This window comes from Streptomyces sp. NPDC005303, assembly GCF_040607335.1.
Lineage (GTDB): Bacteria > Actinomycetota > Actinomycetes > Streptomycetales > Streptomycetaceae > Streptomyces.
This window is the reverse complement of the sequence record NZ_JBEXGM010000024.1, coordinates 73,924-100,783: the sequence shown is the minus strand read 5'-3', so window position 1 is coordinate 100,783 and position 26,860 is coordinate 73,924. Positions and strand designations below refer to the sequence as shown.

General features: G+C 68.0%; 14 protein-coding genes and 1 pseudogene. 12 read left to right on the top strand and 3 right to left on the bottom strand.

What is annotated here, in order from left to right; all coding sequences use genetic code 11:
- The first annotated feature begins 331 nt into the window (after nucleotides 1-331).
- The 3 genes from ABZT93_RS28750 (at nucleotide 332) to ABZT93_RS28740 (ending at nucleotide 4,220) form a co-directional block, all read left to right on the top strand.
- A complete protein-coding gene (locus ABZT93_RS28750) occupies nucleotides 332-1,120 on the top strand; it encodes an ABC transporter ATP-binding protein (protein WP_356110109.1) in 789 nt (262 codons plus the stop codon).
- Complete coding sequence (locus ABZT93_RS28745; RefSeq protein WP_356110106.1) at nucleotides 1,117-3,696, top strand: FtsX-like permease family protein; 2,580 nt, start codon at nucleotides 1,117-1,119, stop codon at nucleotides 3,694-3,696. The genes ABZT93_RS28750 and ABZT93_RS28745 overlap by 4 nt, the downstream gene beginning before the upstream one ends.
- 239 nt (nucleotides 3,697-3,935) lie before the next feature.
- The gene (locus ABZT93_RS28740) at nucleotides 3,936-4,220 is read left to right on the top strand and encodes a DUF397 domain-containing protein (protein ID WP_356110104.1); all 285 of its coding nucleotides are present in this window, start codon (nucleotides 3,936-3,938) and stop codon (nucleotides 4,218-4,220) included.
- A 225-nt stretch (nucleotides 4,221-4,445) separates the two neighbouring features.
- Here ABZT93_RS28740 and ABZT93_RS28735 read toward each other — a convergent pair whose 3' ends face one another.
- Both ABZT93_RS28735 and ABZT93_RS28730 read right to left on the bottom strand, forming a co-directional pair.
- Nucleotides 4,446-4,895 (bottom strand): hypothetical protein, encoded by a 450-nt coding sequence (locus ABZT93_RS28735; protein WP_356110102.1) that lies wholly within the window; start codon nucleotides 4,893-4,895, stop codon nucleotides 4,446-4,448.
- Between the two features lie 29 nt (nucleotides 4,896-4,924).
- Entirely contained in the window at nucleotides 4,925-5,785 is an 861-nt protein-coding gene (locus ABZT93_RS28730) for a helix-turn-helix transcriptional regulator (protein WP_356110101.1), read from the bottom strand.
- A gap of 536 nt (nucleotides 5,786-6,321) precedes the next feature.
- Between ABZT93_RS28730 and mfd the strand changes: the two genes are divergently transcribed.
- On the top strand, nucleotides 6,322-9,852 hold the full coding sequence (gene mfd, locus ABZT93_RS28725; protein WP_356110098.1) for a transcription-repair coupling factor: 3,531 nt from the start codon (nucleotides 6,322-6,324) through the stop codon (nucleotides 9,850-9,852).
- A 106-nt stretch (nucleotides 9,853-9,958) separates the two neighbouring features.
- The gene (locus ABZT93_RS28720; protein ID WP_356110096.1) at nucleotides 9,959-10,567 is read left to right on the top strand and encodes a nucleotidyltransferase family protein; all 609 of its coding nucleotides are present in this window, start codon (nucleotides 9,959-9,961) and stop codon (nucleotides 10,565-10,567) included.
- Between the two features lie 92 nt (nucleotides 10,568-10,659).
- Here the strand turns inward: ABZT93_RS28720 and ABZT93_RS28715 are convergent, their stop codons facing one another.
- On the bottom strand, nucleotides 10,660-10,845 hold the full coding sequence (locus tag ABZT93_RS28715; RefSeq protein WP_356110094.1) for an Rv0909 family putative TA system antitoxin: 186 nt from the start codon (nucleotides 10,843-10,845) through the stop codon (nucleotides 10,660-10,662).
- A gap of 193 nt (nucleotides 10,846-11,038) precedes the next feature.
- On the opposite strand from ABZT93_RS28715, the pseudogene ABZT93_RS28710 reads away from it, so the two are divergent.
- From ABZT93_RS28710 to ABZT93_RS28680, 7 genes and pseudogenes are all read left to right on the top strand, one after another.
- Nucleotides 11,039-11,278 (top strand): annotated as a pseudogene (locus ABZT93_RS28710) (hypothetical protein); the annotation flags it as partial.
- An 85-nt stretch (nucleotides 11,279-11,363) separates the two neighbouring features.
- Nucleotides 11,364-12,161, top strand: a complete 798-nt coding sequence (locus tag ABZT93_RS28705) for an HNH endonuclease family protein (protein ID WP_356110092.1) — start codon at nucleotides 11,364-11,366, stop codon at nucleotides 12,159-12,161.
- Nucleotides 12,162-12,858: 697 nt separating this feature from the next.
- Complete coding sequence (locus tag ABZT93_RS28700) at nucleotides 12,859-23,877, top strand: LamG-like jellyroll fold domain-containing protein (RefSeq protein WP_356110089.1); 11,019 nt, start codon at nucleotides 12,859-12,861, stop codon at nucleotides 23,875-23,877.
- A complete protein-coding gene (locus ABZT93_RS28695) occupies nucleotides 23,874-24,128 on the top strand; it encodes a hypothetical protein (protein WP_356110086.1) in 255 nt (84 codons plus the stop codon). Before ABZT93_RS28700 ends, ABZT93_RS28695 begins: the two co-directional genes overlap by 4 nt.
- A 274-nt stretch (nucleotides 24,129-24,402) precedes the next feature.
- A complete protein-coding gene (locus ABZT93_RS28690; RefSeq protein WP_356110084.1) occupies nucleotides 24,403-25,077 on the top strand; it encodes a pentapeptide repeat-containing protein in 675 nt (224 codons plus the stop codon).
- 52 nt (nucleotides 25,078-25,129) lie between these two features.
- Nucleotides 25,130-25,783 carry an ISAs1 family transposase gene (locus ABZT93_RS28685; protein WP_356110081.1) on the top strand — a complete coding sequence of 218 codons (654 nt, stop codon included), beginning with the start codon at nucleotides 25,130-25,132 and terminating at the stop codon, nucleotides 25,781-25,783.
- A 37-nt stretch (nucleotides 25,784-25,820) separates the two neighbouring features.
- Nucleotides 25,821-26,852 carry a polymorphic toxin-type HINT domain-containing protein gene (locus ABZT93_RS28680; RefSeq protein WP_356110079.1) on the top strand — a complete coding sequence of 344 codons (1,032 nt, stop codon included), beginning with the start codon at nucleotides 25,821-25,823 and terminating at the stop codon, nucleotides 26,850-26,852.
- Nucleotides 26,853-26,860 lie beyond the last annotated feature (8 nt).

The following is a 26,860-nucleotide window of genomic DNA, read 5'->3' as shown; positions in this document are numbered from 1 at the left end:
CACCGGAGGGTGGAGCCGACCCCTAGATCGCCTCCACCCGGCGGTGGAGTGCCCCTAGGGGTACCTCCGTACTACGGCTCGGGGAGGGTTCGTACCGCCGGAGGAGGAGAAGGGCCATGGTCCGTCCTTAACCTGGCTTTACGCCGCTGGGGAGCGGTGGGGGAGGGGACGACCGGATCGACGGGGGTGGGGTTTTCCCCCGTAGAAGAGGGTGCTGAGCACCAGCGCGCCGGACCGTCTCGCGGCACCAGACTGAACGCCGTACCCGAGCAACGAGTCGATCGCCCTACCGATCGACTGTTGATTCGCTGACCGATATAGGAGACATACCGTGACATCGGCTGTAACCATCACCAGGCACGGGGGCACTGGAGGGCGTACGGCCGTTGCCGCGCGAGCGCGGCAGGTCGTCAAGGCGTACGGGTCCGGTGAGACCCGGGTCGTCGCCCTCGACCATGTGGACGTGGACATCGCTCGCGGGCAGTTCACCGCGATCATGGGCCCCTCGGGGTCCGGCAAGTCCACCCTCATGCACTGCCTCGCCGGGCTCGACACCGTGACGAGCGGTCAGATCTACCTGGACGACACCGAGATCACCGGCCTGAAGGACAAGAAGCTCACCCAGCTGCGCCGGGACCGGGTCGGGTTCATCTTCCAGGCGTTCAACCTGCTGCCGACGCTCAACGCGCTCGAGAACATCACGCTGCCCATGGACATCGCCGGGCGCAAGCCCGACAAGCAGTGGCTCGCGCAGGTGGTCGACACAGTGGGACTTTCCGACCGGCTCAAGCACCGGCCCACCCAGCTCTCCGGCGGACAGCAGCAGCGCGTCGCCGTGGCTCGTGCGCTGGCCGCCCGGCCCGAGATCATCTTCGGTGACGAGCCCACCGGAAACCTCGACTCGCGGGCGGGCGCCGAGGTACTGGGCTTCCTGCGCCGCTCCGTCGACGAGCTCGGGCAGACCATCGTCATCGTCACGCACGACCCGGTGGCCGCCTCGTACGCGGACCGCGTGCTGTACCTCGCCGACGGCCGCATCGTCGACGAGATGCACAAGCCGACCGCGGAGGCCGTCCTGGACCGCATGAAGGACTTCGACGCCCGGGGGCGCACGTCATGACCGTCATGAAGACCTCCAGGCGCAACTTCTTCGCGCACAAGGGACGCATGGCCCTGTCGGCCGTCGCCGTCCTGCTGTCGGTCGCCTTCGTCTGCGGGACGCTGGTGTTCACCGACACGATGAACACCACCTTCGACAAGCTCTTCGCGGCCACCTCCTCGGACGTGACGGTGAGCGCCAAGGGCGCCTCCGACAGCGGCGAGACGACCTCCGACAACGGCAAGCCGCCGGTCATGCCGGCCTCCGTGCTGACCAAGGTGCGCGAGGCGCAGGGCGTGAAGACGGCGGAGGGGACCGTCTTCTCGACCTCGGTGACCGTGGTGAACTCCGACAAGGACAGCCTCTCGCCGTCCGGCGGCGGCCCGACCATCGTCGGCAGCTGGAACGGCAACGACGCCCGCACCATGAAGGTCACCTCCGGTACGGCGCCGAAGAACTCGGGCCAGGTCATGGTCGACCAGGACACCGTCGACAAGCACCACCTGAAGCTCGGCGATGAGATCGGTGTCATCAGCGCGGTCGGTACGCACACCGCGAAGATCTCCGGTGTCGCCGAGTTCCAGGTCACCAACCCCGGCGCGGCGATCTTCTACCTGGACACGAAGACCGCCCAGCAGACGCTCGTCGGCGAGTCGAACGTGTTCACGAACGTCAACGTCACGGCCGCGACCGGGGTCACCGACGCACAGCTGAAGAAGAACGTCGCGGCCGAACTCGGCGGCGCCTACAAGGTGCAGACGGCCAAGGAGACCGCCGACGCCAACCAGAAGGACGTCGAGGGCTTCATGAACGTCATGAAGTACGCGATGCTCGGCTTCGCCGGGATCGCCTTCCTCGTCGGCATCTTCCTGATCATCAACACCTTCTCGATGCTCGTCGCCCAGCGCACCCGGGAGATCGGCCTGATGCGGGCGATCGGGTCCTCGCGCAAGCAGGTCAACCGGTCCGTGCTGGTCGAGGCGCTCCTGCTGGGCGTCTTCGGGTCGGTGCTCGGGGTCGGCGCGGGCGTGGGGCTCGCGATCGGACTGATGAAGCTCATGGGCTCCATGGGCATGAACCTGTCGACCAGCGATCTGACGGTCGCCTGGACCACTCCGCTGGTCGGCCTGCTGCTCGGTGTGGTCGTCACCGTCCTGGCCGCCTGGCTGCCGGCCCGCCGTGCGGGCAAGGTCTCGCCCATGGCCGCCCTCCGGGACGCGGGTGCCCCCGCCGACGCCAGGGCGGGCCGTGTCCGCCTCCTGCTGGGCACGCTCCTGACCGGTGGCGGCGGCTACGCGCTCTATCTCGCCGCCGCGGCCGACAAGGCCAAGGAGGGCTCCCTGTGGCTCGCCCTCGGCGTGGTCCTCTCCCTGATCGGCTTCGTCGTGATCGGCCCGCTCCTCGCGGGCGGCGTGGTGCGCGTCCTGGGCGCGGTCGTCCTCAGGGTCTTCGGCCCCGTCGGCCGCATGGCCGAGCGCAACGCCCTGCGCAACCCGCGCCGTACGGGAGCCACCGGCGCCGCCCTGATGATCGGCCTCGCCCTGGTCGCCTGTCTGTCGGTGGTCGGCTCCTCCATGGTCGCCTCGGCCACCGACGAGCTCGACAAGACGGTCGGTACGGACTTCATCGTCCAGTCGGACAGCGGGCAGCTGGTCACGCCGGCCGCAGTGAAGGCCGTCAAGGACACGCCCGGTCTGGAGCAGGTCACCGAGTACAAGACCACGGAGGCCGACTACACGACCCCCGACGGCAAGACCCTCAAGGACACCGACATCACGGCGGCCGACCCGTCGTACGCGGACGTCCTGCGCACCAAGACGGTCGCCGGGAAGCTCGCCGACGCCTACCGGCCCGACTCGATGTCCGTGCACGACAAGTTCGCCAAGGCGCACGGGATCCACCTCGGGTCGAAGATCAAGGTCGCCTTCAAGAACGGCGCGACCGCTGAGTTGACGGTCCGGGCGATCACCAGCAGTGACGTCGTCATCGACGCGGGCTCGAAGTACATCTCCACCACCACCCTCGCCAAGTACGTGCCGGCTGACAAGATGCCGCTCGACCAGCTGGTCTTCGCCAACGCCAAGGACGGGCAGCAGGACGCCGCGTACAAGTCCCTGAAGTCGGCGCTGCACGGCTACCCGCAGTACACCGTGCGCGACCAGACCGACTACAAGGAGGCCTTCAAGGACCAGATCGGCCAGCTCCTGAACATGATCTACGGCCTGCTGGCCCTCGCGATCATCGTCGCGATCCTGGGTGTCGTGAACACCCTGGCGCTCTCGGTGGTCGAGCGGACCCGGGAGATCGGCCTCATGCGGGCCATCGGTCTCTCGCGGCGCCAGCTGCGGCGCATGATCCGCCTGGAGTCGGTGGTGATCGCGCTCTTCGGCGCACTGCTGGGGCTGGGGCTGGGCATGGGCTGGGGCGCGACCGCCCAGAAGCTCCTCGCCCTGCAGGGTCTGAAGGTCCTGGAGATCCCCTGGCCGACCATCATCGCGGTCTTCGTCGGATCGGCCTTCGTGGGCCTGTTCGCCGCCCTGATCCCGGCGTTCCGGGCGGGCCGGATGAACGTCCTGAAGGCGATCGCGACCGAGTAGCCAGGAGCCACCCCTGGGGACGGGGGAACAAGGGGGAACGCCCGGCGCCGAGAAGTCACGGGGGACTTCTCGGCGCCGGGTTCTTGCGTGCGCAGTCCGCTGAGGCACGCCGGTCACCGCTCCGCGCGGGTGTGCGTCTTTTGGCCGACTTCAGGCCGTCCAGTCGGGGACGTTCTCCGGGATGCCATGCGGGGTATCCATCCTCAGACGCGGATGTCGGCCCATGACGCCGCGTCCTGGTGTCTGAGGGGCCGCGTCGCGCATCAGGGACCGATGAGGAATGCGCCTTGAGCAGCGAGAGGGGGGCAGCGTTGCGTCGTGGCGGGAGCACGTTCACATGGCGGAAGAGCAGCTACAGCACAGAAGCTGGGACCTGCTGCGAGGTCGCTTTCACGGAAGCTCGGATCCTGGTCCGCGATTCCAAGCTGCCCAGCTCTGGCGTACTGTCGTTCACCCCGCAGGCATGGCAGGCCATGGTGCGGTATGCAGGGTCCCGGAAGGAATCCGGGCCGGTCGGGAAGTGATGGCGAGACAGCCGGACGTGAACATGAACGGCCAGAAACGCAAGACCTGTCCGCCGGGCCACTCCGGGTTCGGCCTCTACTGCATCGTGATGGGCATGGCCGCTACCGCGGTGGGAGCGGCGGCGTCGTTGCTCGCTGCCGGGCTGGTCGCTCGCGTTGTCGTGTGGGCGGTCGTTCTGGTCGCCACCACGGTGGGCGCCGCGTGGTGGTGGAACCACGACCCCACTACCGCTCGTCGTTGGACGGTCGGTCTACTGGTGCGTCCGGCAGTGAAGACCGCACCACATCGAAAATCCTGGTGAAGGCTCTGACGAGGAGCGAGGCGCTGGTCATGCCGCCGACGACGCATGCTTCCGGTGGGATCCCGGCCTTGATCCCGGCGTAGGCGACCACCGTCAGGGTCACCAGGGCGAACACGGCCATCGCGGCGACGTTTCGGAAGACCCGTATCAGGTCGTCGATGTGGGCATGGCGTTGTCTGATCCTGTCGTCGGTTTCGGATCCGCTGATCTTCCGAAGGCGCGAGGACGCCGCCTTGCTGGCCATTCCCTGCTGCACCAACGAGTTGTGGGTGGGGTCACGGTCCCAGGCCTCAGGGGGGCGGGCACCGGCCGCCGAACATCTCGGGCAGGGGCGCGGGCCGCGCCCCTTCCTGTTCTTCTTGCCGGCGGTCACGGCGTTCCTCCCCCCTGTGCGGGTGCGTCCTAGCTTCGGGTGTGATGGAACTCGACGAGTTCGTCGAGCAGCGCGATCGTGTCTGTTTCCGACAGAGCCTTGTTGCGCAGATCCTCGTAGCACTCCTGGTACCGGGCGATCACTTCCCGGTCGTCCCGGTTGGTGAGAGTTCCTCCGGGGCCCACCAGGTAGAGAGCGTCTTCCTCGTCCTGGAAGCTGAGCAGGAAGAAGCTGCTCTCCAGGCTGTCGTGAGCCCCTGCGGTGAAAGGCAGGATGTAGACGGTCACCTGCTCCCCGGAGGCGAGTTCCTTGATGTGGGACACCTGTTGCCGCATCGTCGCGGGGCCGCCGATCTGGCGACGGAGCGCCGCTTCGTCGAGGATCACCTCCACTTTGGGGCCGCCGTCCTGCAGGACGCGCTCCTGCCGCGCGAGTCGCATGTCGAGCGTGCGCTGCATGCGCCTGGCGTCCATCGGGCTGATCTCGAACAGTGCGGTCGCGTAGTCCGTCGTCTGGAGGAGGCCGGGGACCAGGCTGGGGTGGTAGGCGCGGATCAGGGTCGCAGCGCTCTCATAGCCCAGGAACTGGGTGAACACCGGCGTCATGACGTCGCTGTACTCCGACCACCACGACTGCCCTTTGCTGCCGCGAGCGGCTTCCTCGAGCTCGGACACGGTTTCCTGATCGCTGACTCCGTATTCCCGGAGCATGGCCCGAAGGTCCGTCACGGACAGGCTTACCGTCCCGGCCTCAATTCGGATGATCTTGCTCAGTGACCACTCCAGGGCCTCCGCTGCGTCTCGCTGTGTCAGTCCAGCCTTGTCGCGAGCGCTCCTCAGGGCGAGACGCAGCTTCCGGCGGTTGAGGCTGGGATCCAAAGCGGTGGGCATGATGCTCCTTCGAATGTGACGGCGCGAGTCGACATGCAGCGACTTGAAGGCGGCGGAGTGACAGGTTGTGGGGAGCCATACCCTACTCGACCGCTCGCTCTGTGCTGATGGTCGGACTAGTGTCGTCTATCAGGTAGCTACCCGGATGACACATGTCTAATCGACGGCAGCTTCACGAATATGACAGTCGAGGGTCGACAACTTCCCTCCTGTGCACGTGTGTTGCGGGAGAGGCGTGAGCGAACAGGATCGAGTCCCTCGGGAATGGGTGCGGCGAGCAACGTCGACCAGCGGCAGGGCCAGACGGGCTAGGCAGCAGCCACGCTTTGTCGCCCCGCATGCCGTCATGGCCCCGGTCGGGCAGCCGTCCGCCAAAGGTGCATCGTTCGGTTCGGGCGGAAGCCGGGGGGTTGTCCACAGGCTCCGACGGCCGGGCCGACGCCGTCGTAGGCTGGAGACCCCCCGGCCCTTCGTTGTGTCGGGCCCTTCGCGTTGCCCACCCCCCCCAGAAACCCCCCGGACGAAAGCCGCCCAGAATGAGCCTGCACGGTCTGCTCGACGCCGTCGTCAAGGACCCCGCCCTCGCAGAAGCGATCACGGCGGCCCAGGACGGCAACCGCATGCACGTCGACCTGGTCGGCCCCCCGGCGGCCCGCCCCTTCGCGATCGCCGCCCTCGCGCGGGAGGCCGGCCGTCCCGTGCTCGCCGTGACGGCCACGGGTCGTGAGGCGGAGGACCTGGCCGCCGCACTGCGCTCCCTGCTCCCCTCGGAGGGGGTCGTGGAGTACCCCTCCTGGGAGACCCTCCCGCACGAGCGCCTCAGCCCCCGCTCCGACACCGTCGGCCGCCGCCTCGCCGTCCTGCGCCGCCTGGCCCACCCCCGCCCCGACGACCCCGAGACCGGCCCGGTCTCCGTGGTCGTCGCGCCCGTACGATCCGTGCTCCAGCCGCAGGTCAAGGGCCTCGGCGACCTGGAGCCGGTGGCCCTGCGCACCGGCCAGACCGCTGACCTGAACGCGATCGTGGAGGCCCTCGCCGCCGCCGCGTACGCGCGCGTGGAGCTCGTCGAGAAGCGCGGCGAGTTCGCCGTCCGGGGCGGCATCCTCGACGTCTTCCCGCCCACCGAGGAACACCCCCTGCGCGTGGAGTTCTGGGGCGACGACGTCGAGGAGATCCGTTACTTCAAGGTCGCCGACCAGCGCTCCCTGGAGGTCGCCGATCACGGCCTGTGGGCCCCGCCCTGCCGCGAACTGCTCCTGACGGACGACGTACGAGCCCGTGCGCGCGCCCTCGCCGAGCAGCACCCGGAGCTCGGTGAACTGCTGGGCCGGATCGCCGAGGGGATCGCCGTGGAGGGCATGGAGTCCCTGGCTCCCGTCCTCGTCGACGACATGGAGCTCCTCATCGACGTCCTGCCCAAGGGCGCCATGGCCGTCGTGTGCGATCCCGAGCGGGTGCGCACGCGCGCCTCCGACCTCGTGGCCACCTCGCAGGAGTTCCTCCAGGCCTCCTGGGCGGCCACCGCGGGCGGCGGCGAGGCGCCCATCGACGTCGGCGCGGCCTCCCTGTGGTCCATCGCCGACGTCCGCGACCGTGCGCGTGAGCTGGACATGATGTGGTGGTCGGTGTCGCCGTTCGCGGCCGATCTCGAACTGGAGGCGGACACCCTCAAGCTCGGCATGCACGCGCCCGAGACCTACCGCGGCGACACCGCCAAGGCGCTCGCCGACACCAAGGGCTGGCTCGCCGACGGCTGGCGCGCGGTCTTCGTGACCGAGGCCCACGGCCCCGCCGCCCGTACCGTCGAGGTGCTGGGCGGTGAGGGCATCGCGGCCCGCCTCGACGCCGAGCTCGCCTCCCTGAGTCCGTCCGTCGTGCACGTGGCGTGCGGCTCGATCGAGTACGGCTTCGTCGACCCGGCGCTCAGACTCGCCGTCCTGACCGAGACCGACCTGACCGGGCAGAAGGCGGCCGGCAAGGACGGCGCCCGGATGCCCGCCCGGCGCCGCAAGACGATCGACCCGCTCACCCTGGAGGCGGGCGACTACATCGTCCACGAACAGCACGGCGTGGGCCGCTACATCGAGATGGTCCAGCGGACCGTGCAGGGCGCCACGCGCGAGTACCTCGTCGTCGAATACGCCCCCGCCAAGCGCGGCCAGCCCGGCGACCGGCTCTACATCCCCACCGACCAACTGGAGCAGATCACCAAGTACGTCGGTGGCGAGGCCCCCACGCTGCACCGGCTCGGCGGCGCCGACTGGACCAAGACCAAGGCGCGCGCGAAGAAGGCCGTCAAGGAGATCGCCGCCGACCTGATCAAGCTGTACAGCGCGCGGATGGCGGCCCCCGGACACACCTTCGGCCCGGACACCCCCTGGCAGCGCGAGCTGGAGGACGCCTTCCCGTACGCGGAGACCCCCGACCAGCTCACCACCATCGCCGAGGTGAAGGAGGACATGGAGAAATCGGTCCCCATGGACCGCCTGATCTGCGGCGACGTGGGCTACGGCAAGACCGAGATCGCCGTACGGGCCGCCTTCAAGGCCGTCCAGGACGGCAAGCAGGTCGCCGTCCTCGTCCCGACGACCCTGCTGGTGCAGCAGCACTTCGGAACGTTCAGTGAGCGGTACTCCCAGTTCCCGGTCGTCGTGAAGGCGCTCAGTCGCTTCCAGACCGACACCGAGGCGAAGGCCACCCTGGAGGGCCTGCGCGAGGGTTCGGTGGACCTCGTCATCGGCACCCACCGGCTGTTCTCCTCGGAGACCAAGTTCAAGGACCTCGGCCTGGTCATCGTCGACGAGGAGCAGCGCTTCGGCGTCGAGCACAAGGAGCAGCTGAAGAAGCTCCGCGCCAACGTCGACGTGCTGACCATGTCCGCGACCCCGATCCCGCGCACCCTGGAGATGGCGGTCACAGGCATCCGCGAGATGTCGACGATCACCACGCCCCCGGAGGAGCGCCACCCGGTGCTCACCTTCGTCGGGCCGTACGAGGAGAAGCAGATCGGTGCGGCCATCCGCCGTGAACTGCTGCGCGAGGGTCAGGTCTTCTACATCCACAACCGGGTCGAGTCGATCGACCGGGCGGCCTCCCGGCTGCGCGAGATCGTCCCCGAGGCGCGCATCGCGACCGCCCACGGCCAGATGTCCGAGCAGGCCCTGGAGCAGGTCGTCGTCGACTTCTGGGAGAAGAAGTTCGACGTGCTCGTGTCGACCACGATCGTCGAGTCGGGCATCGACATCTCCAACGCGAACACCCTGATCGTGGAGCGTGGCGACAACTTCGGCCTGTCCCAGCTGCACCAGCTGCGCGGCCGGGTGGGCCGTGGCCGCGAGCGGGGCTACGCGTACTTCCTGTACCCCCCGGAGAAACCGCTGACCGAGACGGCGCACGAACGCCTGGCGACGATCGCCCAGCACACCGAGATGGGCGCGGGCATGTACGTCGCGATGAAGGACCTGGAGATCCGCGGCGCGGGCAACCTCCTCGGCGGCGAACAGTCCGGACACATCGCGGGCGTCGGCTTCGACCTGTACGTCCGCATGGTCGGCGAGGCCGTCGCGGACTACCGGGCCTCCCTGGAGGGCGGGGTCGAGGAGGAGCCGCCGCTGGAGGTCAAGATCGAGCTCCCGGTCGACGCACACGTCCCGCACGACTACGCGCCGGGCGAGCGGCTGCGCCTGCAGGCCTACCGCGCGATCGCCTCGGTGAACACCGAGGAGGACATCAAGGCCGTACGCGAGGAACTCGTCGACCGCTACGGCAAGTTGCCCGAGCCGGTGGAGAACCTGCTGCTGGTGGCGGGGCTTCGGATGCTCGCACGCGCGTGTGGCGTCGGCGAGATCGTCCTGCAGGGCACCAACATCCGCTTCGCACCGGTGGAGTTGCGGGAGTCGCAGGAGCTGCGCCTCAAGCGGCTCTACCCGGGCACCGTCATCAAGCCCGCCGCACACCAGGTGCTGGTGCCGCGCCCGAAGACCGCCAAGGTGGGCGGAAAGCCGCTGGTCGGGCGGGAGTTGCTCGGCTGGGTGGGGGAGTTCCTGACGTCGATCCTGGGGTCGTGACGGGGTGAGCTGGGGGCGGGGCCGGGCAGCGACCCCGCCCCGTGACCGCGTCGGCCGACTCGCCGCCCCGGCGTGGCAGTCGTCCTGGCCGTGATAGTCAGGACGGATGCTCGGACGACTCCCTCTCGTGGAACAACTGGACGCGTTCCGTTCCACGCTCGACCGGAACGAGATCCTGACCGAGGTGATGGCCAGGACGGCGACGCTCGACCTGCCGGGCTGGTACGTGACGGCGGGCTGCCTGTTCCAGACCGTGTGGAACGTGGTCACCGGCAGACCCCCGGCCCAGGGCATCAGGGACTACGACGTCTTCTACTTCGACGACACCGATCTCTCCTGGCAGGCCGAGGACACCGTCATCAAGGCAGGCCGGAAGGTCTTCGACGATCTGCGGGCCGAGGTGGAGATCCGCAACGAGGCCAGGGTGCACCTCTGGTACGAGCGGAAGTTCGGGGTGCCGTGCCCGCCGTACGACTCCACCGAGTCCGCCATCGACCGGTTCGCCGCGACCACGTGCTGTCTGGGCGTGCGGCTGGAACCCGACGGGCAGTGGCGTGTCTACGCTCCCCATGGGCTGTCCGACGTGTTCAACCTCGTGGTCCGGCCCAATCCGGTGCTCGCTCCGAGAGAGGTCTACGAGACCAAGACCGCGCGCTGGAAGGAGGAATGGCCGGATCTCACGGTGCTGCCGTGGCCGGCCGCCCCGCCGGCATGACCCCCGCCGAGCCGCCTTGAGCTTGCGGAACGCGAAGCCGCCCGCGCGAGACGGAGCTGCGCGGACGGCCCCGGCGTGTGGTGGGGGAGTCGTTACGGCTGGTCGGGCCGGTCGCGATCCATGCCGAGCGACCCTTCGATCCTCTGCTGCGCGTCGTCGACCTGGCCCTCGTACTTGTCACCCGTCCTGTCGTTGACCTTCCGTTCCGCCCCGTCGGACATGTCCTTGCCCTTGTCCTGCACGTGGCGGTTGCTCTTGAACCTGTCGAAGATGCCCATTCCAGAGCTCCTTCCGGAGGTGACTCAGCAACGACGATACGGCCGATATGTCGGCAATGCCCACTCGAAAGGGCTGTGGTCTGGACCTCCTGAGTGCCGCGGTGCGCCCGCTCGCTACGGTGTGCGCGACGTCGTACGAGGGAAGGCGCTCTCTGCGGGGGCGGACCGGGTTGCTAGGGGAGGGGCGCACGTGATGCGTCTTAGGGGCGGGGCCGCGGCCGCCGTCGTGCTGGTGTTCGCCGTGGCCGGATGCAAGGCGGAGACGACCACAGGGGCCGGAGGGCCCGAGGAGACCGGGGGTGCGGCCGGTTCGGGCGCGGCCCTCACCGCCGCCGAGTCGCTCACCGTGAAGGGGCGGGCGCCCAAGACCGGTTACGCGCGGGACAGGTTCGGCACCGCGTGGGCGGACACCGACTCGAACGACTGCGACACCCTCGTTGTCTCTGTGCTTCACCGGGTGGCCCAGATGTTCGTGCATCTCAAGTCGGGAGTCGTGAGCTGTGCTTACTAAGAGGGACGTGAGGCACAAGGGTGCCGGGAACATACGCTTCGTCCGCGCCGCGGCGGTGGCAGCAGCCGCCGTTCTCCTCTGTTCGGGATGCGAGGATCTCGGCGCGGACGGCTCCTCGACGGGTGCGGGTGCGGGTGCGGGTGCAGGTGCAGGCCCGGCTGCGCCGGATGGCCGGGCGGTCAGTCCGCTCAAGAATCCCGATGGCACGAAGCCAGGCCTTGCACCCGTGACGACGGGGGCGGACAGGGCTGCGGCGCGCAAGCTCATCGAGGAGTTGTCCACAAAGGGGCGGGGTCCCAAGACGGGCTACGCCCGCGACAAGTTCGGGTACGCCTGGATGGACACGGCGGACGGGGTGCCGTTGGCCAGGAACGGGTGTGACACGCGAGACGATCTCATCCATCGTGATGGCCTGAACCTTCGTTTCCGAGCCGGTTCCGACTGCGTGGTCATCGCCATGACGCTGCACGACCCGTACACCGGGACGACCATCGAGTGGCGCAAGCAGCAGGCCTCTGAGGTGCAGATAGATCACGTGGTGCCGCTGTCCTACAGCTGGCAGATGGGTTCGTCGCGCTGGCCGGTGAACAAGCGCAAACAGCTTGCGAACGACGTGCTCAATCTGATTCCGGTCCAGGGACGAGCCAACTCGGCCAAGGGTGATTCCGGACCTGCGTCCTGGCTGCCGCCCAACAAACAGATCAGGTGCGCCTACGCGGTCCGGTTCGCTCAGGTCGCCATCAAGTACGAGATGCCGGTTACCGCACCGGACAAACGGATGATGCTGCGCCAGTGCGGCGATTGACAAGCGGCACGGGTTTCTCAACGAGGCTGGATCGGCTGATTCCCGGCAGCGGTCCGTGACCGGCCTCACGTCGCTCCGGGCCTCCAGGCTGAGCAGCGCCACGAGTGCGCGCACGCCCCACCACCCGGCCTCGCCGTACGCCCGTACCCCGAACGAGGATCCTGCGATGCCGCCCAGGTAGGTGCGGGTAATGAAGGCGGTGTCGAGTCTGCTGCGGGCGTCCAGGCGCAGGGCGTACCCGGGCCTGATGGGCGACCATGCCGGCACGGGTTCGCCACGGCCTGCTGACCGCGCACGCGCCGGACCCGCGATCGCCACCCGGACCATCCCGTCGGGGAAGGTCGTCGCCGGCGGCCCGATCGCCACGTCATCCATCAGACGGACCTCAGCCGCCGCATCCTGACCCGCCACCAGGTGATCACCTCACAGGCTCGGCCGACTCACGTCATGGCCATGCCTGATGCGTTCTCGTCAATGGAACCGCAAAGGTTCGCAAAAGGAGCAAAGGGGCGCCCGGAGCAAAGTGGACAGGTTCTGCAAGGAACGGTCAAACACCACCCAAGTTCGCTCATTTGCTCTATTCACTCTTTGTTTACAACGGGCAAGATCTCTCCGTTTCCTCCGGCCTCTCTGTCAGTGAGTCAACTGGTATCGGGCCCTGCCCCTTTGTGCCCATCCGAGTCCGGGAGTCCCAGCCGTGCGCGTTCGGCCCATCAGCCGTGTCCGCTCCACCCGCCGTACACGGCGCGCCCGTCGCGGTGTCGCGCTACTCCTGCTGACCGTGTTCGCCTGCATGTGGACGACACAGTCGGCGATGGCCGCCGGGGCCGAACTGCACGCGGTGGACCTCTCGTTGCCGCGTCTGTCCTCGCTCACGGCCTGGCTGAAGGACCCGCACTGGGGCCGGCTGCCGGCGCAGGAGTCGGGCACGGCGGCGGGCAAGCGGCACCATGTGCCGGCCTCGGTCACCGAGGCCCACCGGGGCGCGGGCCGTCAGCCGGGCAAGGGCAAGGGCGAGCTCTCCGCGTACCACGCGCACCAGGCGTCCGTGAAGCGGGGCAAGAGCGCCGTCGGCGGCAGCGGCTTCAACGCGAAGACCAGCAAGCGGGACGCCGGCAAGTCCTCACGCACCGACACCGTGTACGACAACGCCGACGGAACGACCACCAGACGGATCTACCCCACGACCGTCAACTACCAGGTCGGCAAGGGCAGATGGGCGCCCATCGACGTGGACGTCCGGGCCGGGCCGGACGGGCGCTGGTACGAGAAGGCCAACTCCGTCGGCGTCGACCTCGCCGCGCAGGCCGATGACTCCGACCTCGTCTCCCTGGCTCCCGACGCACAGCACTCCGTCGCCTACGCGCTGAAGGGCGCACAGTCCGTCAACGGCACCGCCGACGGCTCGCGCGTCACCTACGCCGGTGTCCTCGCCGACACCGATCTCCAGGTCGCCCCCACCGCCACCGGTGTGAAGGAAGCGGTCGTCCTGCACTCCGCGGACGCCGGCAACTCCTGGACCTTCCCGCTCCACCTCAAGGGACTCACCCCGGTCCAGCACAAGGACGGCTCGATCGTCCTGCGCGACGGCGCCGGGAAGACCGTAGAGCGCATCCCTTCGTCGTACGCCTACGACTCGAAGGTCGATCCGCGCTCCGGTGACCCCACCACCACGCACGACGTGACCACGACCCTCGTGCGGAGCAGCGGCGGCTACGCGCTGAAGATCACCCTCGACGAGGCCTGGCTGAAGGACACGCACCGCGTCTTCCCCGTCACCGTCGACCCGACCGTCACCGACGGCTGGACGACCACCTACGCGGAGTCGGGCGCGGCCGGCGACCACTCCTACGAGCAGACGATCAAGGTCGGCTCGTACGACTCGGGCACGCACTCCGCCGCCGGTTACGTCAACCACTGGGACACCGCCTGGGACGCGAGCGGCGCGACCGTCACGTCGGCCACGCTGCACCTGTTCGACACCTGGGCCTCGACCTGCACCGCCGAACGGTTCGACGTCGCTCTGGTCACCCAGGCGTGGACGCCCGAGGGCGTCACCAGTTACCCCGGCCCGACCTACGGCTCCTCCATAGGCAACGCGACCCCGACCGTGTCGACGGCCTGCGCGAACACGGCCGCGGACCGCACGGTCGGCGACTGGGTCAGCGTCTCCCTGTCGACCTCCGCGATCCAGGGCTGGTTCAGCGGCTCCACGGCCGACCACGGCCTCGCGGTGTACGCGTCGACCACCGACGCCCTGCACTGGAAGCAGTTCGGATCGTTCAACGACCCCTCGCTCGGCCCGTACATCGTCGTCAACTACACCGGGAACACCGCCCCGCAGCTCTACGAGCAGTTCCCCGCGGACAACGCGGTCGTCGGCACCACCACCCCGGAACTCACCGCCTGGGCGGGCGGGGCCAACTCCAGCGGCAGCGCCGGCCAGTACCAGTTCAAGGTCTACGACGCGAACAACGCCCTGGTGGCCGACTCGGGCCTCGTCTCCACCGGCGACTGGACCGTGCCCTCCGGGAAGCTGGCCTGGGGCAAGAACTACACCTGGCAGGTGCAGGCGTACGACTCCACGACCGGGCTCTACTCGCCCGCCGATCCCTACGAGCTGTCCGTCCAGGTACCCCAGCCCGTCATCACCTCGGGCCTCTCGCAGAACAGCAGCGACCACGGGTTCGACGCCTCCATCGGCAACTACACGACCTCCGACACCGACGCCTCGATCTCGACCGTCGGCCCGTCCCTGGACGTCGAGCGCGACTACAACTCCCGTGACCCGCGCTGGACCGGCGCCTTCGGAGCCGGCTGGTCGTCCATCCTCGACGCCCGCGCCACCGAGCAGTACAACGCAGCCGGGACCGTCACCGGCGTCAACGTCACCTACCCGGACGGCTCCCAGGTCGGCTACGGCAAGAACAGCGACGGCACCTTCGCACCGGGGACCGGCCGCTGGGCCACGTTCACCACGGTCACCGGCGGCTACCGCCTGACCGACAAGGACGACACGGTCTACGCCTTCACCACCTCACTGGGTTCGGGCGGGTACGGCCTCACCACCGTCACGGACGCCAACGGGCGTGCCATCACACTGACCTGGGCCGGCGGACACGTCACCAAGATGAAGTCCGGCGTCTCCGGTCGCTCCCTGAACTTCGCATGGTCCCCGCCGACCGGCGCCCTGGCCGCGCACGTCGCCACCGTCACCACCGATCTGGTCGACTCCACGAACTCCTCGTCCGCACTGACCTGGACCTACGGTTACTCCGGCGACCAGTTGACGACCGTGTGCGCCCCGCTGTCGACGACGAAGTGCACGACGTACGGCTACACGACCGGCTCGCAGTACCAGAACGCCTCCCTCGACCTCGACCCGGGCGCCGCCTGGCCGCTCACCGAGAGCTCCGGCACCACCGCCAAGGACGCGGTCCTCTCCAACGAGGGCACCAAGAACGCCACGTACGAGAACGTGACGCTCGGCGCGGCCGGCCCGCTCACCGGTTCCTCCTCCACCGCCGCCTCCTTCAACGGCACCACCTCCGACGTCGCGCTGCCCAAGAACACCGGCAACGACACCGACTCGGGCGCCCTGTCCCTGTGGTTCAAGACCTCGGCCGGACCGGGTGTGCTCTACTCCTACGCCTCCCAGCCGATCGGCTCCGGACAGGCGGCAGGCTTCTACACGCCGTCGATCTACGTCGGCACCGACGGCAAGCTGAACGCCGAGTTCTGGTACAGCGGCGGCATCAACCCGATCGTGTCCTCGGCGTCCGTGGCCGACGGCAAGTGGCACCACGTGGTGCTGAGCGCGGCGGGCAACTCGCAGTCGCTGTTCCTGGACAACACGAAGGTCGGTTCCCGCTCCGGCACCGTCTCCATCAAGAGCGCGGTGGCCTTCGGCAAGAACCAGGTCTTCAACTACCTCGGCACCGGGTTCCTCGGCGGCAGCTGGCCGGACGAGCCGCACAGCAGCTCCAGCGACGCCACCGGGTACGCGACGTACTTCACCGGCTCGATCGCCGACGTCGCCTGGTACGGACGGCCGTTGGTCGCCGCCGACGTCAACTCCCTCTACCAGTACGGCACCCACTCCGCGAACCTGCTCACCTCGGTCAAGCGGCCCTCGGGCAAGACCTTCGCGGCGATGACGTACGACCCGGCGACCACGACGCTGACCCAGCTCACCGACGAGAACGGCGGCGTCTGGAAGCTCGCCGCGCCCACGGTCACCGGCTCCAGCCAGACCTACCGGGGCGCGGTGCTCGGCGCGGGACCCGCCGGTTACTACCGACTCGGTGAAGCGGCCGGGGCGACCACCGCCGTCAACGAGGTGCACGGCGGCAACGGCACCTACAGCGCCGTGACCCTGGGCGCGACGGGGCCCTTCAGCGACGCCAAGGCCACGACCTACAACGGCAGCACCTCGTACACCGAACTGCCGACCTCCGTGCAGTTCGGCACCAGTGACCGCAGTCTCGAACTCTGGTTCAAGACCGCGGGCCAGGGCGTCATCGTCGGCGCCCAGTCGGCTGCGATATCCGGCGCGACCGCCACCTCCGGTACGTGGGCGCCCCTGCTGTACGTCGGCACCGACAACAAGCTGCACGGCCACTACTACTCGGGCAGCGGCTCCGGCTCGACCGCGTTCGGCTCGACCGGCACGGTCACCGACAACACCTGGCACCACGTGGCCCTCACGGCCTCCGGCGCCACCCAGACCCTGTACCTGGACGGCGTCAAGCAGTCCAGCTACTCGGGCACCCCGGCCGACCAGACCTACAACCACGTCTACCTCGGCGCCGGTTTCGCCAAGAGCTGGCTCGACTCCCCGGCGGACGTCAGCCACTTCACCGGTTCCATCGCGGACGCCGCCTTCTACCACTCGGCGCTCACCGCCGCCGACGTCGCCGCACACGTCGAGGCCGCCAGGAACTCCACCGGCCTGCTCCCGGTCGAGACGGTCAAGGTGACCTCGCCCACGCCGTCCACCTTGACCTACACGTACGACGTCACCAACGGCAACCGCGCCCTGACCGAGACCGACGGCCTCGGCAACAAGACCAGCTTCGGTTACGACACGGCCGGTTTCGAGCACACCGTCACCGACCCCAACGGCGCGGTCACCACCACCGGCCACGACGTCCGCGGCAACATCGTCTCGTCCACGAACTGCCAGGACCAGGTCGCGAACAAGTGCAACACCGAGTACTACACGTACTACCCGGACGACACGACCGCCCAGCTGACCACCGCCGACCCGCGCAACGACCAGCTGCTGACCGAGCGCGACGGCCGCTCGGCGTCCGCGACCGACACCACCTATCTGACGTCGTACACCTACGACTCGGCGGGCAACCAGACCGTCGTCACCGGCCCGGCCGTGCCCGGTTTCCCGAGCGGCCGTGCGACGACCACCGTCTACAGCGACGGCACCAGCACCTACCCGTCCGCCGACGGCGGGGTGGTCCCCAAGGGCCTGCCGGTGAAGACCGTCAGCCCCGGCGGCGCGGTCAACTCGGTGTCGTACCTCGCGAACGGTGACGTCGCCTCCACCACGGACGCCATCGGCCTGGCCACCTCGTACACCTACGACGGCGTGGGCCAGGTCCTGACCCAGAAGGTCGTCTCCGACACCTACCCGAACGGGCTCACGACCACCTACACGTACGACAAGAACGGCCAGGTGACCTCCGAGAGCGACCCGCAGATCACCGACCGCGTCCAGGGCGCCACGCACGCGGCCGTCTCCGGCACGGTCTACGACGACGACGGCGACGTCCTCTCCCAGACCGTCTCCGACGCCAAGGGCGGCGACGCCTCGCGCACCGAGACACAGACCTACGACGCCTACGACCGGCTGCTGACCGAGTCCGACGCCAACGTCGCCGCGGGCACGTCCTACGGCAACACGACGACCTACACCTACGACACCTCCGGCAACAAGACCAAGGAGGTGACGAGCGCCGGCAACGAGACCGACTACACCTACGACGACAACGGCAACCTGCTCACCCAGGCCCTGATGTACACCGGCGACCCGGTCAGCCCGCAGACCGCCGCCTCGCTCGTCGAGTCCTCCCGCGCCTACGACCCGGCCGGGCGGCTGGCCTCGATCACCGACGCGCTGGGCGCCAAGACGTCGTACACCTACACCGATGACGGCCTCACGGCGACGGTGAAGAAGACCAGCTCCGACGGGTCGAGCACCTACACCCTGGAGTCGGACACCTACGACGCGGCCGGCAACCTGCTCGCCCAGACGACCGACAACGGCGAGAACGTCACCCAGTACACGGTCGACGCCTCCGACCGCACGACCTCCACCACCGTCGACCCGACCGGAGTCGACCGGGTGTCGACCATGTCGTACACGCCGGACGACCAGGTCGCGTCGGAGAACGACCACGACGCGACCGGTTACGACCGCACCACGACCGACACGTACGACGACATGGGCAACGTCCTCAGCGAGACCCTGTACGGCGACGCCTCCGGCCACCCGGCCGGCTGGTGGAAGCTGAACCAGACGAGCGGCCGCAGCGTCACCGACGCGTCCGGCACCGGCAACACCGCCACCGCCGGACCGGGCGTGACCTGGTCGGACGACGCCGCCCAGTTCAGCGGCGACACCAGCGGCAACGGCGACATCATCGCCACCAACAGCCCGGTCCTGGACACCAGCGCCTCCTACACGGTCTCCGCATGGGTGAAGCTGTCGGACACCTCGACCTTCCGCACCTTCGTCTCCCAGGGCGGCACCAACCGCTCGTCCTTCTACCTCCAGTACTCCTCCAGCCAGGGCGTCTTCCGCCTCATCTCACCGAGCGAGGACACCTCCGCCGCCCCGTCGGCGTACTACAACGCCTACGCCTCCAGCACCCCCGCGCTGAACACCTGGACCCACCTGGTCGGCGCCTTCGACGCGTCGAGCGGCACCATGAGCCTGTACGTCAACGGCGCCCTCGCGGGCTCCGCCAGCGACCCGGCCCCGTGGAGCGGCACCGGCCCGCTGTCCATCGGCGGCGCGAAGACCGCCGGCGGCACCGTCAGCAACGCCGTCAACGGTGCGGTCAGCAACGTCCAGACCTACCAGCGGGCGCTGTCGGCGAGCGAGATCTCCTCCCTCTACGGCAAGGGCCGCAGTGGTGGCACGGTCGGCTCCTCGGACCAGCAGACCACCAAGTACACCTACGACAAGCGCGGCCTGCCCACGTCCGAGACGGACCCCGAGCAGCACACCACCAACTACGACTACGACGAGGCCGGCAACCTCGCCGCCACCACCGCACCGGCGGTCCAGGCGGAGGCCGACGGCATCGCCGCGAACGCCGTGACGGTCCGTCCGGTCACCTACAGCGGCTTCAACACCTTCGGCGAGGCCGTCGCCGAGAAGGACCCCAACGGCCTGGTCACCACCACCGCGTACGACGCCGACGGCAACAAGGTCAGCGAGACCCTCCCGTCGTACACCCCCGCCGGGGCTTCGACTCCCAACGCGGGCACAACCGTCTGGACGTACGACAGAGAGGGCAACCAGACCGGCGAGACGACACCCGGCGGCAAGACCACCTCCTACCTCTACGACCAGATGGGCGACCTCGCCCAGATCACCGAGCCCGACGGCACCAAGACCCACGCCACCTACGACGCCAACGGCGAGCAGCGCACGGCGACGGACGGCACAGGCGCGCAGACCCAGGCGACCTTCGACTACCTGGGCCGCCAGGTCACCTCCACCACCCTGGAGCGCTACCCCTCCACGCGCACACTGACGACGAACTACTCCTACGGCGTCACCACCGGCAACCCCTACGGCGCGCACACGGCGTCGGTGCAGAGCCCGGGCGGCGTGACGACGTCGTACGCCTACAACCGGGCGGGTGACGTCACCTCGGTGACCGACGGAGCGGGCAACTCCACCTCCTACGCCTACGACTTCGAAGACAACAACACCAAGACGACGCTGGCTGACGGCAGTTACACGGTCACCGACTACAACGTCGACGACGACCCGACGGCGACCCGCAGCTACAACTCCAACGGCACCTATCTGTACGGCACTTCGCAGCAGTACGACGGCAACGGCAACCTGGTCGCGGCGACGGACGCCAACCAGCACACCACGCACTGGACGTACGACGCGGCGGGCACGATCACCCAGCAGGTGGAGCCGGTCGACGCGACGACGTCGATCACCACGTCCTTCGGCTACGACCAGGCGGGCAACCGCACGCGCTTCACGGACGGCCGAGGCAACTCCTGGCGCTACGGCTACACCCCGTGGGGCCAGCAGGAGAAGGTGATCGAGCCGACGACGTCCCAGTACACCTCGGCCGCCGACTCGACGACGACCCTCGCCTACGACGCGGACGGCAACACCACCTCGGCCACCGCGCCCGGCGGTGTCACGACGTCGATGACGTACGACGCCAACGACCAGCTGAAGACGATGTCGGGCTCGGGCGCGGAGGCGGCCTCGGCGAAGCACACCTTCTCCTACGACGCGGACGGCCGGGTCACCTCGGCGGCCACGGACGAGGCGGGGACGGCAGGCGCGACCGACCACCAGGCGTCGACGAGCGACTCGTTCACCTACGACGACCGCGGCGACGTCCTGTCCGCCTCGGGCTCGGCGGGCTCGTCGAGCTTCACGTACAACAACGACGGCTCGATGCTTTCGCGGACCGACGCCGCGGGCACGCAGTCGTACGGCTACGACACGGCGGGCCGGCTGTCCTCCCTGGACGACGCGGCGAGCGGCACCCATCTGACGTACACCTACGACCAGTTGAACAACGTCAAGACCGTCAAGTACGGCAGCACCGGCCAGACCCGCACGTTCAACTACAACAGCGCCCACGAACTCTCCAGCGACGTCCTGGTGCAGGGCGCCTCGACCCTGTCGAGCTTCAGCTACGGCTACGACAACAACGGCAACCTGACGTCGAAGACGACGGCGGGCGTGACCGGCGCGTCGGCGAACACGTACACCTACGACTGGTCGGACCGCCTGACCTCGTGGAACAACGGCACGACCACGACGGCGTACCAGTACGACGCCTCGGGCAACCGGGTGCGGGTCGGATCGAACGTGTACACGTACGACGCCCGGGACCAGCTGACCTCGGACGGCACGAACTCCTACTCCTACTCGGCACGCGGCACGATGACGCAGGAGTCGTCGACGGCGAACGGCACGGCCGCGTTCAAGACGGACGCGTTCGGCGGCCAGATCGTGGCCGGCGCGCAGTCGTACACGCTGGACGCGCTGGGCCGGAACATCACCGACACGGACACGGGTGCGTCCACGACCCGCACCTTCACCTACTCGGGCGCGGACAACACGATCGCGACGGACGGCGACGCGTCGTACACCTACGACCCGTCGGGCGGCCTGGTCGGCGTGAAGCAGACGGGCGCCTCATCGGGCGCCCTGGCCCTGACGGACCTGCACGACGACGTGGTGGGCACCTTCACGTCCGGTGCCACCTCACTGTCGGGCTCGGCGACGTACGACCCACTGGGCAAGGTGACGGCGGTCGCGTCGCTGATCGGTCATCTGGGCTTCCAGTCGGGCTGGACGGAGCCGGGCACCGGTGACGTGGGTACGGCCTCGCGCTGGTACAGCCCGGCGACGGGCGAGTTCCTGAACAAGGACAGTGTGTCGCTGAGCCCGACGCCGGACTCGGTGGCGGCGAACCCGTTCGCGTACGTCGACGACAACCCCATGGTGGGCACCGACCAGTCAGGTCACTGCTCCATGTGGAGCCTCTCGTGCGATGTGCAGGCCGTAAAGCATGTGGCCAAGAAGGTCAAGCATGCGGCGAAGGCCGTGTACCACGCGGCCAAGCACGTGGCCCGCAAGGTCGTGCACGCGGTCAAGCACGCGGCGCACAAGGTGGTGCACCAGGTGCGGGACGTGTACCGGGCGACGCAGCGGGTGACGCGGCGGGTCTACCACTACACGGCCCGGCATGTGAAACGCGTCTACCATGCGGCCGTTCACGCGGTCCATACGGCGTATCACAAGGTGTCGAAGGTGGCGCACCGCGTGGTCCACGCGGTGAAGAAGGCGGCGCACAAGGTCGCCCACGCGGTGAAGAAGGCGGCGAAGGCGGTCGCGCATGCGACGCGTACCGCGTATCACGCGACGGTCAAGGCGGTGAAGACGACCGCGAAGTTCGTGAAGAACCACGCGGCGGCGATCACGTCGATCGTGGTCTCGACGGCGGTCTTCGCGGGCTGCGAGGCGGCGACGTGGGGCGTGGGCACGATCGGCTGCGCGGCCTTGGCGGGCGCGGCCGGCTCCCTGGTCGAACAGGGCTTCAAGTGCGCGGACAACGGCGGCAGCGACTGCAGTGTGGGCGCGTTCGCGGGCTCGGCGGTCGAGGGCGCGGTGACTGGTGCGCTGGGCGGTGCGCTGGGGTCCCTGGGCGGCAAGCTGCTGGCCAAGGCGGCGCCCAAGGCCATGGAGGTCGTGGGCGGGCTGTTCGGGAAGGCGGCGGAGGCGGGGGAGTCGGGGGCGGCGGATGCCACGGACGAGGCGGCGGCTCAGGTGGAGTCGGAGGGGGCCGGATCGAAGTCGCAGTCCCGGTCGGGTAGTTGCCGGATTCCTCAGAAACACAGCTTCACGGGATCGACCCAGGTGCTGATGGCAGACGGCACTACCAAGGCGATCGGCAAGCTGAAGGTGGGCGATACGATCGCCAACTCGGTGCCGGGGCTTGCGGGCACGGAGGCGCACAAGGTCACCGCGGTGATCGTGACGCACACGGACCACGACTTCGTGGACCTGACCATCAAGGCGACGGCCGACTCCACTGCGAAGCAGAGCGTGAAGACGGGGGCGAAGTCGCTGGCCAAGAAGGTCGCCCGCAAGGCGGCGTTCGGCCTGACCGCATCGGCGGCGGTACTGGGAGCGCTGGCGGCGAGCCACGACCACGGCACCGCGCAGGACCCGGCGACCAAGACGGTCGCGGCGGTCTCCTCGGCAACGCCCGGACAGAACACCAAGCCCGCCGAGGCCACGTCCTACGCGCAGGGCGCGCACCTGACGACGACCTTCCACCACCCCTTCTACGACAAAACCCAGTCGGCATTCGTCGAGGGTAAGGACCTGAAGGCCGGCGACGTCCTCCAGACACCGACCGGTACTGCCGAGGTCACCGGGGTTCGGCTCTACCACGCGAACACCACCACCTACGACCTGACCATCGGCAGCCTCCACACCTACTATGTCGAAGCTGGCGACACACCCGTCCTCGTCCACAACTGTGGCAACGCTAGCCTGAACGCCGAGGATCATGTTCAGCAGGTCGCCGAGGGACCCGATATGCGCTTGGGCCCGCGCGCGAGGCCCGCACAGCAGCGGGCGTACGAATACGAGTCAGGGGTGTCGGGAGCGCAATCGGACGTGGCCACCGGACGGGCGATGGTGCCGCGGCTATCAATGCCAGGTCGGATCGGAGACGTTACCGCGAAGTTCGATGGCCTAGAGGGCAACGAGGTCATCGATCGTAAGAACGGAGTTCTTCCTTGGACCTCAGACTCGATGATTGACGAGGCCAGGCGGCAAGCTGGGACGGCTGCGTATCATGGTCTTCAGGCTGTATGGGAAGTTCCGAGTGACGCGGTGAAGGCTCAGGCGCAGCGATGGCTTGATGATGCCGGTGTGTCTACTATTAACATAAGGGTGGCACCGAGATGAATCTTGATCCGATCATTGTGGCAATGGTTAGCTGCGTCCAGATGCTTGACACGGCGGAAGCCGATGAGGTGGATCCGAGCTTTGCTGTGAAGGTTCAACAGGTAATGGGAGAATATCTACAGGAGATTCCCCGATCGGACGAGCCGGAATTGCGTGCGATGCTGCTGCGTATCGCGGGCAATATTTCGGCGGGAGAGCCGGATATGGCCAGGCATTTGAGGCGATGGGCTGGTAATCTCAGCGAGTCGTGAAATCGGCCAAAATTCTTCGCAGGGCTGTGCAGGTGACATGATTCTGTCTGCCTTGACGGCAGCGAGCGCCGGAGTCCCCGCTTCGTTTCGCGGTATGGCTCCGGCGTTTCTGCGTGGCACGGTCAGTTCGGTGGCACTGTGGCCGTCGGCGGCGGGTCGATTCTGCACAAGTCGGGAGCGAAACTGTTCCGGAGGGAAGCGGAATCGTCTGCTCCTATTGCCGATATCGCCTCGAGGTTGAGGATCACCGGGTGGAATATTGGTGGGTTGGCGAATGACCGAGGCCATTGAAGGTTCCTCATTTGGGCGTGTGCGCCAGTATGGCAGCGGGCGGGTTTTCGGCAACCTCGATCTGAGGCGCGTCAAGTTCACCAGCTCTCTGCTGGCGCAGCATGACGATCCGTCATTCGGTCTGGTGGTGCGGGACTCGATCTTGCAGAATTGCTCCTTCAGTGCGTGCACAATGGCGGGTGCAAGGCTGGAGAACGTCACAGTGGACGGCGCGAAGCTGAGTAAAAGCTCCATCTCCGGGTGCGTATTCCGCAACGTCACGCTGCGCGGGAAGATTGGCCAGTTCATCCTCGCCGGTCCTGTTCGGTCGCTCGGGGCAGAGATGTTTGCAGCCTTCTCGGACGGGATGGCCGACTTCTACCGTGACGTCGATTGGGCCCTGGACATCAGGGATGCCGTGTTCACCGACGCCACGATTCGTGCGGTGCCGGGAGGGCTGGTGCGCAGGGATGAGAGCAGGCATTTCCTCCTGCGTCGCGCAGATCGGGACACGGTGCTTTCGCTCCAGGAAGCACCGGACCTTGCAAAGGCATACTTCAGGGATTTCGATCTCACGCCTTTTGACTCCATGGTCGCTGTAGCTTCCCAGGGCTCCAAGACGTTTGAAAAGCAACTCGCCGATCTTCAGTGGCTTCGCGAGAGGGATCTTGCTGGTTAGTTTTCCCGCGCCGATTACGGCGGCCCGTGGCCTTGGCCTCCCAGTAATCTGGGTGCCAGGACTGCTGCCTACGGCCTTCGCCCCGCTGCTCGAACCCCTCAACCTGGAATACGCCCTGATCACCGCCGATGCCCTCCACACCCAGCACGCGCACGGCGCCTACCTGCGTGAACGCGGCGCCCACTACCTCGCCGTCGTCAAGAGGAACCACCCCGGCCTCCACGAGACCGTCAGCTGGCTGCCCGGGCGGGACATCGCGCTCGACTACTACGACCGCACCCGCGCCCACCACCGTGACGAGATCCGCCGCCTCAAGACCGCCATGTTCGGCCACATCGACTACCCCGGCGCCCGCCAGGCCCTCCAAGTCGCGCGCTGGAGACGGGAGAAGACGAAAGGCAAGCTGACCATCGAGCGTGTCTACCTGATCACCAGCCCGCATCCGGGCGAGGCCACCGGCGCCCAACTCGCGTCATGGATCCGCGGGCACTGGGGTATCGAGAACCTCCTGCACCACGTCCGGGACCGGACCTACCGCGAGGACGACTCAAAGATCCGCACCGGACACCTGCCCCACACCATGGCCAGCCTGCGCAACCTCGCCATCAGCGTCCACCGCCAAGACGGTCACACCAACATCGCCGCAGCCCTCCGCCGCACCGCCCGCGACTGCCAACGACCCCTGACCGCCCTCGGACTCACCTGACGAACCCGGATACAAGATCACTTCTCAAAGACCCTGGGTGCTGTTGGCCGACGGTTCGACGAAGGCGATCGACCAGGTGCGGGTGGGCGACACGATCGCCAACTCGGTGCCGGGCGTGGCGGGAACGCAGGCGCACAAGGTCACCGCGGTGATCGTGACGCACACGGACCACGACTTCGTGGACCTGACCATCAAGGCGACGGCCGACTCCACTGCGAAGCAGAGCGTGAAGACGGGGGCGAAGTCGCTGGCCAAGAAGGTCGCCCGCAAGGCGGCGTTCGGCCTGGCGGCCTCGGCGGCGGTCCTGGGTGCGCTGGCGGCGAGCCACGGCCACGGCACCGCCCAGGAGCCGGCGACCAAGACGGTCGCGGCGGTCTCGTCGGCGACGATGTCCGATCAGAGCACCAAGGCTGCAGGTACGTCATCGGATGCGCAGGGCGCACACCTGACGACGACCTTCCACCACCCCTTCTACGACGAGACCCAGTCGGCGTTCGTCGACGCCAAGAACCTGAAGCCCGGAGACGTCCTCCAGACGCCGACCGGAACGGCCGAGATCACCGGTGTCCGGCTGTACCACGCGAACACCACGACGTACGACCTGACCATCGGCACCCTCCACACGTACTACGTGGAGGCCGGAACTACGCCCGTCCTCGTTCATAACTGCGACGTCAGCCTGACCGAGGAAGAAGCCGCGACCTTGGAAGTGGGGCCCCATGCAACAAGATCTGTGCGTTCCTCGGACCCCAGCAAGGTGACCAATAAGGAAAGCGCAGCGATGCAGGACATCGCGGTGTGCCACACCTGTGGGGAGTCGGATCCGTCGTTGACCTACGTGGGAGACCACCAGCCGTCGACTGCTCTGGCATCTCCTGGTGGAGAGCAGGACCTGTACCCGCACTGCCCGGCATGCAGCCTTGAACAGTCAACGGCTGTTCAGAAGGCTCTACAGATTCTGCGAAATCACGGATATCACGATCCGAAGTGGCCGGGAGATGCCAGATACCCGGATATCCTTCCTGCTCGGGAAATGTTGTTGAAACTTCTTCCCGGACATACTGGCTGAGGGTCTAG

Coding starts and splice junctions, on each gene's coding strand:
- ABZT93_RS28720 (WP_356110096.1), top strand. CDS start 9,959: ATGCTCGGACGACTCCCTCTCGTGGAACAACTGGACGCGTTCCGTTCC.
- ABZT93_RS28715 (WP_356110094.1), bottom strand. CDS start 10,845: ATGGGCATCTTCGACAGGTTCAAGAGCAACCGCCACGTGCAGGACAAG.
- ABZT93_RS28745 (WP_356110106.1), top strand. CDS start 1,117: ATGACCGTCATGAAGACCTCCAGGCGCAACTTCTTCGCGCACAAGGGA.
- ABZT93_RS28695 (WP_356110086.1), top strand. CDS start 23,874: ATGAATCTTGATCCGATCATTGTGGCAATGGTTAGCTGCGTCCAGATG.
- ABZT93_RS28730 (WP_356110101.1), bottom strand. CDS start 5,785: ATGCCCACCGCTTTGGATCCCAGCCTCAACCGCCGGAAGCTGCGTCTC.
- mfd (WP_356110098.1), top strand. CDS start 6,322: ATGAGCCTGCACGGTCTGCTCGACGCCGTCGTCAAGGACCCCGCCCTC.
- ABZT93_RS28690 (WP_356110084.1), top strand. CDS start 24,403: ATGACCGAGGCCATTGAAGGTTCCTCATTTGGGCGTGTGCGCCAGTAT.